This window comes from Parasedimentitalea maritima, from assembly GCF_005771405.1.
Taxonomy (GTDB): Bacteria; Pseudomonadota; Alphaproteobacteria; order Rhodobacterales; family Rhodobacteraceae; genus Parasedimentitalea; species Parasedimentitalea maritima.
The window spans coordinates 53,493-65,551 of sequence record NZ_VAUA01000004.1; the positions used below are offsets into that span (position 1 = coordinate 53,493).

The 12,059-nt window shown below is 51.0% G+C and carries 15 protein-coding genes; 9 read left to right on the top strand and 6 right to left on the bottom strand.

Translation table 11 applies throughout. From position 1 onward, the window contains the following. Position 1 precedes the first annotated feature (1 nt). Together FEE96_RS08840 and FEE96_RS08845 are read left to right on the top strand one after the other, a co-directional pair. Entirely contained in the window at positions 2 to 274 is a 273-nt protein-coding gene (locus FEE96_RS08840; RefSeq protein ID WP_138162676.1) for a YciI family protein, read from the top strand. Next, the gene (locus tag FEE96_RS08845; protein WP_138162677.1) at positions 274 to 696 is read left to right on the top strand and encodes an EVE domain-containing protein; all 423 of its coding nucleotides are present in this window, start codon (positions 274 to 276) and stop codon (positions 694 to 696) included. The genes FEE96_RS08840 and FEE96_RS08845 overlap by 1 nt, the downstream gene beginning before the upstream one ends. Before the next feature lie 269 nt (positions 697 to 965). Here FEE96_RS08845 and FEE96_RS08850 read toward each other — a convergent pair whose 3' ends face one another. After that, entirely contained in the window at positions 966 to 1,307 is a 342-nt protein-coding gene (locus FEE96_RS08850; protein ID WP_138162678.1) for a DUF2853 family protein, read from the bottom strand. 126 nt (positions 1,308 to 1,433) lie between these two features. Then, positions 1,434 to 2,285: a LysR family transcriptional regulator gene (locus FEE96_RS08855; protein ID WP_138162679.1), complete on the bottom strand. Its 852-nt coding sequence runs from the start codon at positions 2,283 to 2,285 to the stop codon at positions 1,434 to 1,436. Positions 2,286 to 2,378: 93 nt separating this feature from the next. On the opposite strand from FEE96_RS08855, the gene FEE96_RS08860 reads away from it, so the two are divergent. Together FEE96_RS08860 and FEE96_RS08865 are read left to right on the top strand one after the other, a co-directional pair. Beyond that, positions 2,379 to 2,678 carry a hypothetical protein gene (locus tag FEE96_RS08860; RefSeq protein ID WP_138162680.1) on the top strand — a complete coding sequence of 100 codons (300 nt, stop codon included), beginning with the start codon at positions 2,379 to 2,381 and terminating at the stop codon, positions 2,676 to 2,678. Positions 2,679 to 2,682: 4 nt separating this feature from the next. Continuing rightward, positions 2,683 to 3,333, top strand: a complete 651-nt coding sequence (locus FEE96_RS08865) for a hypothetical protein (RefSeq protein WP_138162681.1) — start codon at positions 2,683 to 2,685, stop codon at positions 3,331 to 3,333. A gap of 69 nt (positions 3,334 to 3,402) precedes the next feature. Here the strand turns inward: FEE96_RS08865 and ahcY are convergent, their stop codons facing one another. Then, positions 3,403 to 4,788: an adenosylhomocysteinase gene (gene ahcY, locus FEE96_RS08870; protein ID WP_171021660.1), complete on the bottom strand. Its 1,386-nt coding sequence runs from the start codon at positions 4,786 to 4,788 to the stop codon at positions 3,403 to 3,405. Between the two features lie 107 nt (positions 4,789 to 4,895). Next, positions 4,896 to 5,210 carry a hypothetical protein gene (locus FEE96_RS08875; protein WP_138162683.1) on the bottom strand — a complete coding sequence of 105 codons (315 nt, stop codon included), beginning with the start codon at positions 5,208 to 5,210 and terminating at the stop codon, positions 4,896 to 4,898. A gap of 209 nt (positions 5,211 to 5,419) precedes the next feature. On the opposite strand from FEE96_RS08875, the gene FEE96_RS08880 reads away from it, so the two are divergent. Further along, entirely contained in the window at positions 5,420 to 6,016 is a 597-nt protein-coding gene (locus tag FEE96_RS08880; RefSeq protein ID WP_138162684.1) for an HD domain-containing protein, read from the top strand. Positions 6,017 to 6,035: 19 nt separating this feature from the next. Here the strand turns inward: FEE96_RS08880 and FEE96_RS08885 are convergent, their stop codons facing one another. Further along, positions 6,036 to 6,590 (bottom strand): ActR/PrrA/RegA family redox response regulator transcription factor, encoded by a 555-nt coding sequence (locus tag FEE96_RS08885; protein WP_138162685.1) that lies wholly within the window; start codon positions 6,588 to 6,590, stop codon positions 6,036 to 6,038. Positions 6,591 to 6,663: 73 nt separating this feature from the next. Then, positions 6,664 to 7,284, bottom strand: coding sequence for an SCO family protein (locus FEE96_RS08890; protein ID WP_138162686.1), 621 nt, complete (start codon positions 7,282 to 7,284; stop codon positions 6,664 to 6,666). 92 nt (positions 7,285 to 7,376) lie between these two features. Here FEE96_RS08890 and regB point away from each other — a divergent pair, with 92 nt between their 5' ends. The 4 genes from regB (at position 7,377) to FEE96_RS08910 (ending at position 12,036) form a co-directional block, all read left to right on the top strand. Next, positions 7,377 to 8,774, top strand: coding sequence for a sensor histidine kinase RegB (gene regB, locus FEE96_RS08895; protein WP_138162687.1), 1,398 nt, complete (start codon positions 7,377 to 7,379; stop codon positions 8,772 to 8,774). An 88-nt stretch (positions 8,775 to 8,862) separates the two neighbouring features. Continuing rightward, complete coding sequence (locus tag FEE96_RS08900; RefSeq protein WP_138162688.1) at positions 8,863 to 10,413, top strand: PAS-domain containing protein; 1,551 nt, start codon at positions 8,863 to 8,865, stop codon at positions 10,411 to 10,413. Between the two features lie 161 nt (positions 10,414 to 10,574). After that, on the top strand, positions 10,575 to 11,054 hold the full coding sequence (gene tsaE, locus FEE96_RS08905) for a tRNA (adenosine(37)-N6)-threonylcarbamoyltransferase complex ATPase subunit type 1 TsaE (RefSeq protein WP_138162689.1): 480 nt from the start codon (positions 10,575 to 10,577) through the stop codon (positions 11,052 to 11,054). After that, positions 11,047 to 12,036 (top strand): aminoglycoside phosphotransferase family protein, encoded by a 990-nt coding sequence (locus FEE96_RS08910; RefSeq protein ID WP_138162690.1) that lies wholly within the window; start codon positions 11,047 to 11,049, stop codon positions 12,034 to 12,036. The genes tsaE and FEE96_RS08910 overlap by 8 nt, the downstream gene beginning before the upstream one ends. Positions 12,037 to 12,059 lie beyond the last annotated feature (23 nt).

Here is a 12,059-nt window from a genome sequence, read left to right on the forward strand (position 1 = left end):
AATGCTAATTGCTTTGATTGCCCGCGACAAACCCGGTGCCCTTCAAACCCGGCTCGACAATCGCACAGCGCATCTTGCCTATATCGAGGACACCGGTGCAGTTGCCCAAGCCGGCCCGCTGCTGGATCAAGAAGGCAACATGGTTGGCTCTCTGGTCATTCTGGATGTCGAAGACATGGCCGCCGGGCAAACCTGGGCCGACAATGACCCCTATGCCAAGGCCGATCTATTCGAAACTGTTGATCTGATTACCTGGAAGAAGGTCATAGGCTAATGGCATACTGGCTGTTCAAATCCGAACCTTCAACTTGGGGCTGGGATAACCAGTTGGCCAAAGGCGATGTGGGTGAGGAATGGGACGGTGTACGCAATTATCAAGCCCGTAATTTTATGCGCGAGATGAAAGTGGGCGACCGTGGTTTCTTTTATCATTCGCAAAAAGAAAAGTCGGTCGTTGGTATTGTTGAGGTTTGTGCCGAGGCGCATCCTGACAGCACCACTGATGATGATCGCTGGGAATGCGTGGATATCAAAGCCGTACGCGGTTTTGTGCAGCCAGTGACCCTTGATCAGATAAAGAGTGATCCACGATTGGTAGATATGGTTCTGGTTCGAAACTCTCGCCTATCGGTACAACCTGTAAGCCCAAGTGAGTGGAGCGCGATCTGCGCTTTGGGCAAGACGGATGCCGCCTAATCTGCCGTGCAGGAATAGTGGCTCTGACATCTTGCGGTTTGGGGAAATGTGAAAAAGGGAAGGTCCGATTGCTCAGGACCTTCCCTCTCACCCCGCGTGCTCCCAATCCACCACACGCGTATGAAATATCTGGTTCCTGGCCATCCTGACCGTGATACATTGATAGACTGAACCAAACCGATTCCGCAAAGCAATTGCTGTTACAATACCGCTAAAATGCAATACGCCCGCGCAGTGGCGGGCGTAGATATCATTGAACGCAGACGGGTTTAGCCGTAGACGGACTCTTTGCCAAAATGCTTGGTCAGCAAATAATAGAACACAGCACGGTACTTGTTGCGCTCTGATTTTCCGTAGGTTTCAATTGCTGTGTTGATTCCATCCATCAGTTCAGGACCGTCGGACAGTCCCAATTTGTTGATCAGGAAATTCTGTTTTACAGTTTCTAGTTCGCTGTCCTGTGACGCCGCAACTGTTGAAGCATCATCGTTATAGATTGCCGGACCACATCCAATGGTCACTTTAGTCAGCAAGTCCAAATCAGCGTCCACACCGCATTTATTTTTCAAATCATCCGCATATTGCGCGATCAGATCGTCTCTCTTGCCCATGATTTTGGTTCCATTAGGATTGTTGAAATTCAGAAATTGTTATGGGATTTCTCCCAGTGCGTTCGATCCTACTTGCACTGGCTTGTTAAACAAAGGGAAAACTCGAGTGGCATTCCCCAGTACCACTTACTCTGCTCGCCCCTCGATACGTGCTCGCTGATTAGAAAAGGCGTGATACAGATGATCCATCAACAAACGGACACGTGGGTTATGCAAGATGTCCACATGAGTAAGTGTCCAGATTTCTTTGTCAGGGATCAAGTCAACTTCGGACAGCCTAACGAGGTCACAGTCTCCCTCAGCCATGAAACAAGGCAACAGTCCAATCCCCTGCCCCCTGCGCAATACATCAGCCACTACCGTTAGTGAATTGGCCAGAAACGCAGGCCTCGCATTCAGCAATGGTGAAACTGTCGGTGGGTAATCCAAAGCAATCCAACGATCTACGACCGGCCTGTTGCGAAGATAATCGCGCGAACAGTAGGCCGCGAGCGGGCTATCAGCGACCTTGCGGCCTACTGCCTGCTCAGGTGGATCACTGGTTATACGTACAATGACATCCGCCTCACGCCGATTGACATCGCGAAAGCTGGATGTCGTTTCGATGGTTAGCTCAATCATTGGGTGGGAACGCATGAAACTATCAAGCGGATTTGCCAGGACTTTGTAATAAAGATCCTCAAGAACAGACAAACGAACAGGGCCTGCCAGGCTTCCATCTTGCCCAAAAGCCAAGCGGTCAATGGCTTCGACGCCAGCGGTCACACTCTGCGTCAAGTCCATCATGCTTTGACCAAAAGCCGTCAGGACATATCCCTCTTTGCGGCGCTCAAATAGCGCGCTTCCAAGGTCATCCTCTAACGCTCGAACTCGCCGCGAAACTGTAGCGTGAGTTGTTTTAAGCTCCGCAGCCGCCGCCCGGATCGAACGTGATTTGGCCATTGCGCGAAAAATACGTAGATCATCCCAATTCTTCATGGATCAAATACTAACCACATCATCACATTTTTTGACAGTTCTAATCCACTCTGCAATCAGCGCACATTGGCTTCAGTCAAATATGGAGCCAACATGACCTACGAAGTTACCCTACTCACTGCGGATATCCGCGACCCGTTGAATGGTGAAATGAACCTAGGACTGGTTCACAAAGGCACCCAAGCCGCCGAAGTTCAATATCGCTGGACCAAAGAAGAATTCACGGCAACCTTTGTCGGCCTTGCACCCACCATGCCTGTCCCAGCGCATCCCACTGAATTCATCGCACGCCCGATCGCGGCCATCCGTTCATTGATGACGCCAGCGCATCGTTTTCCAAGCGAGGTTTTCAAAGACAACCGCGTTTCAATTGACCTTCAAACCAAAGGATAAAGATATGAAACTTCTCAAAACATTTGTTGCGGCAGGTTTCCTTACAGTTGGCGTTAACGCCGCCACCGCCAGCCAATCAAACGCCATTGTCGCTCTGTATAGTGGAACCAACGGCCTCACCGCACAAACCGCCCAAGATCTGGGTTGTTCAGTCTATCGAAGCGGTCCGATATTCGCCCAACAGGGATCTCTTAAGGTCGACGACCCAACTAGTTATGCCGTTTTGACATGCGACAATCCGGTTTTGGAAAACGCTGGCTCTCGCGCTCAACTGAGTGGAACCGTAGCGGTATTCGAGGGGGATCTGTCCCTATTCCCTGCAGCATCTGACTCTGCAGGTATTGAAGTGCGTCAGTATATTCTCAAGCTTGGCTACTATAACAACATCGACATCACCCAACGGGATGCAGATTTGACGACCTTGGGTTCCATTGCTGAACAACGCGATGGTCACTGGATCAACGAGGCTTTCTTGAACGTCGATGATGCGATGGGTATCGCCACGCCAGACGAAGTAGTGATCATTTATTATGAAACGGCCGATCAGGCGATAGCGTTTCGCGATAACAATCAGGACATGCTGGAAAAGGTTGGAGCATTTAACCGCACCCATCTGACTGGATTTTCCCACCTCATCGGTGCAGCAGCACAGTAACCAAGTATTCCATGAGAAAGGCCGTCGTAGTTACCTACGACGGCCTCAATATTTAAAGCGGTGTTCTACTTAGTAGCGGTAGTGCTCTGGCTTGAAAGGGCCCTCGGCTGAAACGCCAATGTAGGATGCCTGTTCGTTGCTCAGTGTGCTCAATTTCACGCCGATACGATCCAGGTGCAGGCGTGCAACTTTTTCGTCCAGGTGCTTGGGCAGAATGTACACATCGTTGTTGTACTCGTCACCCTTGGTCCACAGTTCGATCTGAGCCAGAACCTGGTTGGTGAACGACGCTGACATCACAAACGATGGGTGGCCAGTGGCGTTGCCGAGGTTCAGCAGACGACCTTCGGACAACAGGATCAAGCGGCTACCCGAAGGCATCTCGATCATGTCGACCTGTTCTTTGATGTTGGTCCACTTGTGATTTTTCAGGTTTGCGACCTGAATTTCGTTGTCGAAGTGGCCAATATTGCCAACAATCGCCATGTCCTTCATCTCGCGCATGTGCTCGATACGGATCACGTCTTTGTTGCCGGTTGTGGTGATAAAGATGTCAGCGCTGTTGACGACGTCTTCCAGCACAACAACTTCGAAACCGTCCATTGCGGCCTGAAGGGCGCAGATTGGGTCAACTTCGGTGACTTTCACACGGGCTCCAGCGCCGCGTAGCGAAGCAGCCGAACCTTTTCCAACATCGCCGTAACCACAAACAACAGCAACTTTACCGGCCATCATGGTGTCGGTAGCGCGGCGGATGCCGTCAACCAGCGATTCTTTACAACCGTATTTGTTGTCGAACTTCGATTTGGTGACCGAGTCGTTCACGTTGATCGCAGGGAAAGGCAGTTGGCCCTGCTTCACCAGTTCATACAGGCGGTGAACACCAGTGGTAGTTTCTTCCGAAACGCCCTGGATGTCTTCGCGGGTCTTGGTGAACCAGCCCGGGGATGCAGCCATCCGTTTTTTGATCTGGGCGTGGATCGCCTCTTCCTCTTCTGAGGTTGGGACGCCCAGATCTTCACCAGCTTCGGCACGTGCGCCCAATAGGATGTAGAGCGTGGCATCGCCACCATCATCCAAGATCAAGTTCGCACCTTCGGGGAACATGAAAGACTTGTCCAAGTAGTCCCAATGCTCTTCCAGCGTCTGTCCCTTAACAGCAAAAACCGGAATGCCAGCTTTGGCAATCACTGCAGCTGCGTGATCCTGAGTGGAGAAGATGTTGCACGAAGCCCAGCGCACGTCAGCACCCAACGCTACCAGAGTTTCGATCAGAACCGCTGTCTGGATCGTCATGTGCAGCGAGCCAGTGATCCGCGAACCTTTCAGAGGTTTGCTGTCACCATATTCAGCGCGCAGAGCCATCAGGCCTGGCATTTCTGTTTCAGCGATATCTAACTCTTTGCGGCCAAACTCGGCCAGCGCAATATCCTTGACAAAATAATCTCCGGCCATCGTCGTCTCCAATCCGGTTTCTGATAAGTTAGAAAGGCCCTAACATTGCAATGATTGACAAGCAACGAAGATGCCCGGATTGAGTCTCGTAATTCAAATTTGATAATTCAGCTGGCCGTACCCTTTGGCCTTTTTGTCGGGCCAATATCAAAATAGTCGGTACCAACTGCTACAATACAACTAATTCCGTTGGCTTGGGTCATCAGCACTGTAAAGGTACCAGTCTGATCCGACGACCAGATTTCGACCATAGAGTTTTCCGCCGGCGCGGTTTGAAGCCCGCCTGAGGTCAGTTTTTCTGAGTATTGGTTTTCCAACTGATGGATTACATCTTCGCGGACTCCACAGCTGGCGGCAAAGGCCGGTGGCGCTGTTGCAGCCATGCCAAAGATAATGGAAACGCCTAGCAATCGCTTGAACATTACATACTCCTCTTGATACAGGTTCTACGTCCAAAAGGGCTTCCCATGAGGGACTGAACAACCCCTTTGTGTATATAAATATAGTATTTGGGACTCTTTTTTCAAAGCACGGCGCTTCAACACCTTGTTTCCAAATTGTGATCTTGACCTGAAATCAAGAAGCATTTCGGTGGATTCAGGCCTAATAATTTTTTGGGAGGAACAACTAAATGGCTAAACCATCGCGCGCCTGGCAACGTATGCTTTCAGGACGTAGACTGGATCTTCTTGATCCTACTCCGGTTGATATAGAAATTGATGATATAGCACATGGTTTGGCCTTTGTGGCCCGTTGGAATGGACAAACTAAAGGTGATTTTGCCTATTCAGTAGCCGAGCATTCACTGCTCGTCGAAACTCTCTTCGGCCGTATCAATCCCAAGGCAGCTGTGAAATGGCGATTGGCCGCGCTGCTACATGATGCTCCGGAATATGTAATCGGAGATATGATCTCACCTGTTAAAGCCGCTGTTGGCCCATCTTACGGAGAGTTGGACGCTCGCCTGATCGCCGCTATTCACTTAAGATTTGGATTGCCTGCAACTCTTCCAATCACAGTTAAAAAACAAATCAAAAAGGCCGACCGTATCAGTGCCTGGATGGAGGCAGTACAGATCGCCGGGTTTTCGGAGAAAGAGGCCCACAAACTGTTTGGTAAACCTGATCTGGCGCTTATTGGCGATTTGGAAATCCAACTGCGACCGCCGGTCGAGGTCCGTACAAGTTATGTCGCACGGCACCTCGAATTGCTTGCCCAGTTGGCATAGGTAGACATCTGCTTTGCAGTTACTTTGGGCTACGTTTTGCAAGAATCCGTTGCAGCGTTCTTCGGTGCATATTCAAACGCCGCGCTGTCTCGCTGACATTCCGGTCGCATAACTCATAGACACGCTGAATGTGTTCCCAGCGCACGCGGTCGGCGCTCATCGGGTTCTCCGGAGGTGGCGGCAATTCATCAGGCTGAGCCAGTAATGCATTGGTAATATCAGTGGCATCCGCTGGTTTGCTCAAGTAGTCTGTCGCGCCAATCTTGACCGCGGCCACCGCTGTTGCAATAGCACCATATCCAGTCAAAACCACAACTCGGCTGTCAGGGCGTTTCTCGCGTATCACCTCGACAACATCCAACCCATTGCCGTCTTCTAGCCTCAGATCGACAACAGCGTAGGCCGGCGTACGCGCAGTGGCAATTGCACGACCTGCGGCGACCGAACCTGCGGTTTCTACTTCGAAACCACGTTTTTCCATCGCCTTGGCCAACCGCCGCAGAAAGGGTTCGTCGTCATCAACCAACAATAGGGATTTGTCGGGTCCAATATCCTGCGAGGCAGTTTCGGCCATACTAGGTCCTTTGCGCCAAAATTAGTCCTACTTGGCCAAGAATATTACCGGGCCTGCATAAAACGTCAAACAACTACATGTTTTCCAAAAAACAACCGACCCGGTCGGCCATTTTCTCTGGTTCCTCGTCGCGGCGGAAAAACTCTACAAACCCCTGATCGGGCATCACCAAGTATGAAAAGGTCGAGTGATCAACCAGATAGTATTCATCATCAGCAGGTTGCGCCTTGAAGTAGGTTTTATATGCACGGCTGGCGGCCTTGACCTGCTCTGCTGATCCAGTCAGTCCAATCATGCGTTCATGCAAGTTTTCTGAAAAATCACCCACAACCTCAGGTGTATCTCGCGCAGGGTCAATCGAGATGAAAACAGGAGTAATACTTTGGCCACGCTCAGCAAGCACATCAACCACTTCGGCATTGCGAGCAGTATCCATAGGACAAACGTCTGGGCAAAAGGTATATCCAAAATATATCAACGATGGCTCAGTGATCACATCTTTGTCAGTAACCGTCTCACCCTTGGCATTTATCAATTCAAACGGTCCACCAATCTGTGCTGTCCCGCCGGCAATCTGACTGCTACGGCATTGGGCAAACTTGTCGCCATCCTGTCCGCGTTGGGTCATAACCCAGACACCGCCCAACAGAGCAGCAACGGAAACGGAAGCAATGACGGCATATAAACGGGTCATGAGGTCACACCTTGAAGGCTAAGAGATATGTTGATCGTTGTTGAAGTCAGACCTATCAACAAATACAGCCGATGCAACCGGAGCTGAGCGTCATGAGCGAGTCTTTTATCGGCCTAATGAGCGGGCAAGAACGTAGCCATTGGATTCGTCTGCGCACACTAATTTTGTTGCGTTGGGTGGCCATCGGCGGTCAGATCACTGCCATTGCTGTTGCCCAGAATCTGTACAACCTGCAGTTGGAATTGGGCCTGTGTTATTTTGCCGTTGGTGTTTCGGTAGTTGGAAACCTAGTAGCGATGTTTGTTTTCCCAGAGAACAAACGTTTGTCCGAGTTTGAAAACTTTCTGACGGTGCTGTTTGATCTGCTGCAGCTATCTTTTTTGCTGTACCTTACAGGCGGCTTGAACAACCCCTTTGCATTGCTGGTACTGGGCCCGGTGACGATCTCAGCGAACATGATGAGACTACGCTCAACCCTGATCATTGGTGGTACCGCAATAATTCTGGTGACCTTAATGGCCGAGTTCCACATGCCATTACGCACCGCTCAGGGATTTATTCTACGCATTCCTGATGTCTTTGTTTTTGGCAATTGGATTGCCATAATCATCGCAGTGATGTTTTTGGGGGCTTATTCGCACCGAATTAGCTCAGAAATGCGGTCAATGTCGGACGCGTTAGCCGCAACACAGCTAGCTCTGTCGCGAGAACAAAAGTTGACGGATCTTGGTGGGGTAGTTGCCGCCGCTGCACACGAGTTGGGCACTCCTCTTGCCACCATTAAACTGGCCAGTGCTGAGCTAATCGAAGAGCTTGATGACCGACCCGACTTGCGCGTTGACGCCGCGCTAATCCGTGAGCAAGCAGATCGTTGTCGTGATATATTGCAGAATATGGGACGGGCAGGAAAAGATGACCTGCATCTGCGGCAGGCTCCGGTATCTACGGTAATCCATGAAGCAGCGGAACCACATATGCACCGTGGCAAATTCATTCACTTCAAGGAAGGTCCCGATGAAGGGGGGGACGTCCAACAGCCCACCATCCTTCGCAAACCCGAGATCATCCATGGGTTACGAAATCTGGTGCAAAATGCAGTGGACTACTCTCGCGCCAATGTCTGGGTAGATTCGATTTGGACTAACGATACCATCCTGGTGCGAATTTATGATGACGGAGGCGGCTATCCGTCGCATGTATTGGGTCGAATTGGTGACCCGTTTATGCGCCGTGGTCGCAGCGACAGTGACCGTAAAATGCGGCCTGAATACGAAGGTATGGGGTTAGGTCTGTTTATTGCAAAGACCTTGCTCGAGCGAACTGGGGCTAGTTTACGCTTTGCCAACGGCTCAGACCCATCACAAAATATCAGCATACATACCGACCGACCTGGAGCCATCGTCGAAGTTTCTTGGCCCCGCAAGATGATTGACGCGCTAGATGGTGACTATGCGGTCCCCATGGGTCATAATAAACAGATAGAAATTTAACTATTCACCTTTAGGCAACCAGTTAAACATCAATTAACTATTATTGAGGCAAGATAGGGTTAACAGCAGATCAACTAGGCAGGATAACATGCAAAACATCGTCTCTATCGAATGGCTTGTTTTGGCGACTCTATGTGTGGCCACAGCAGCAGTGGCTGTTTGGTGGCTCTCTCCTGCAGTGGGCCAAAAGGGTATGGAACATGATCTGCTAACTGGCGATAGCAGAACTGACGCCGTTTTTCTGTTCGATGACGCCAACCTGATTGGCTGGTCCACCGGCGCCCGCAAATTTATCGGTGATACAGCTGATGGTTTCAGCTGGGCCACTCTGCGAGACCAACTCTCGCGCAGCTACCCAGGTTTACCTCAATCACCTGGATTTCTAAAAGATGTCGGACCGTTAGTACTATCTGGAACGTCTACAGCTGAATCACACGAGGCTCACTGCGAGTGGATCGACGGAATCACGCGTGTGCAGCTGCGTCGCAGCGCGACTGAGGCCAAGGATAAAGCACTAGATCAAGAACTGACCACTCTTCGGGCTGCTGTACATCAGGCTCCCTACCCTGTCTGGCTACAATCCGAAGAGGACGAAGTCACTTGGTCCAATCTTGCCTACGACAACCTCAGTCAGAAATTGCGTGGCCGCAACGTCGATTTTGCTGACCCTCTGTTTTCAGACCTCTCTGAACCAATGACCAGTGGCAAAGCAGAACGGATCTCTATCCCCCTGCCGGACAGCAACAAGAAGCTATGGTACAATATTTCGACCACTGAGACCGAAGCCGGCTGGCTGTGTCACGCTGTGGACATCAATGCCGTTGTTGACGCCGAGGTTGCCCAGCGCAATTTTGTACAGACATTGGCCAAAACCTTCGCCCAGTTGTCGATCGGCCTCGCTATTTTTGACCGAAACCGCCAGCTTGTGCTGTTCAACCCAGTCCTCATCGACCTCACCGCCCTACCCGCCAATTTCCTCAGCTCTCGCCCAAATTTGCTTAGCTTTTTTGATCGTCTGCGCGACCAGCGCATGATGCCAGAGCCAAAAAACTATACCAGCTGGCGCCATCAGATGGCGGACTTGCTAGAGGCTGCGGCTGAAGGTCGGTACCAGGAAACTTGGTCACTGCCGTCAGGTTCGGTTTATTCAGTCAGCGGTCGCCCACACCCCGATGGTGCTGTCGCATTTCTCTTCGAAGACATTACCGCCGAAATCACTCTGACTCGTCAGTTCCGCTCAGAGCTGGAAATGGGCCAATCTATTATGGACCAGATGGATGAGGCGATTGCGGTGTTTGCCAATGACGGCACCATGACGTTTTCAAACAAAGCCTACCACGATTTATGGCAAATGGACCCTGATGCCAGCTTTGCCAAGGTATCGGTGGTTGATGCTTGCCGCGTTTGGCAAAACATGTGCGCTGCTACTCCGACTTGGGGTGAATTGCGCGACTTCGTTGGTGGCCGTGAGAACCGTGATCAATGGTGGACCCATGTCCAGTTACGCAACGGCAACCCTCTTATTTGCAAAGTATCCCCTGTCCAGAATGGCGCAACCATGGTGACATTCCGCGCCCCAGCCCCATCCATCGCGCCGCCGGAGCAGGAACGCTTCAAGATTACTCATCAAAACGGGTAACGTGATTTCTAACTCAACCTCTACCTGACGGACCTGACGATCCGAGGCTGTGCTGAAGTTAGCAGCGCGCTCGGAACGTCAGGTGAAAACACTTAACTTACAACTGTTGCAGGTCCGCGAACCAACTTGCAGCCCTAGGCGTGCGGGTTCATTGTAGCGCCATGATACATAGCCCCGTAACTTGCACGCTTTCTTCTCCCGAAAAAACCGCCAATTTGGCCACCCTTATCGCGACGGCTCTTCGTCCTGGCGATTGCATTTTGCTGGAAGGGCCCATTGGCGCAGGAAAAACTCACTTTGCACGTCACCTTATCCAATCCCTGTTACATGTTCCGGAAGACGTGCCATCACCTACTTTTACCCTGGTCCAAACCTACGATGTCCCGTCAGGTGAACTGTGGCACGCCGACCTATACCGCCTGACATCGTTGGACGAAATCGAAGAACTGGGTCTCATCGAAGCATTTGAAACCGCCATTTGTCTTGTGGAATGGCCGGATCGACTTGCAGAACTGTCACCAAGCAACGCGCTGCATCTACGCCTTGAACTCGATCCAGATGACGCAGATACACGCAAACTGACTTTCACCTGGAGCGATGCCAAATGGCAGCCGCTCATTGACCGGACAACACATGACTGACCGTTATCATCTGGCTTCTATTTTTTTGGCGACGACATCCTGGGGTGCTGCCGTCCGCGCACCACTGGCCGGCGATGCTTCAAACCGATGCTATGAAAGACTAACTGATGCCGTAACCGGGGAAACCGCTGTTCTTATGGATGCGCCCCCTGAAAAAGGTGAAGACATAACGGCATTCACCTACATTGCCCGCTATTTGTGTGATCAAGGTCTAAGTGCCCCCAGGATAATCGCCGAAGATACCCAGCACGGTTTTTTACTAATCGAAGATTTGGGGGATGATCTTTTTGCGCGCATCATCCAGCAGGATAAATCACTTGAGATGCCACTATATGAGGCAGCAACTGATGTACTGGTAGCACTGCATGACGCTCCGATGCCGAAACTGGATCCATTTGGCCCACGCTTGATGGCCGAATTGGTTGAGATCGCGTTTGAAAAATACGGTCGTAATGTGAATCCCAATACAATCACCCGGTTTGTCGACCGGTTTGAAGATATTTTACGCCAAACCATCGTCGGCGACCTTGTGCTCGTGCAACGTGACTATCACGCTGAAAATCTCTTATGGCTTCCCAACCGCAAAGGTGTCGCGCGTGTTGGTTTATTAGATTTTCAGGCGGCTCGTGCCGGACATCGTGCGTATGATTTGGTTTCTCTACTGCAAGATGCTCGACGCGATGTACCCGCAGGAGTTGAGATGCAAATGATCGATAGATACGTGACAATGAGCGGTGTCGATGAGCCAGGGTTTCGCGCTGCCTATACAGTACTTGGTGTCCAAAGAAACTTACGTATTTTGGGGGTATTTGCGCGCCTGTCTCTTGATTTTGGCAAGCCCCAGTATGTCGAGTTAATGCCGCGTGTCTGGAACCATATGATCCGGGGCTTGGAACACCCGGCCCTGGCACCTATAGCAGACATAGTCCGTGACAACATGCCGGCCCCAACGCCAGAGTTCCTTAGTCAGTTAAAATCATGACGCAAGATCTCCCATCTTCTGTC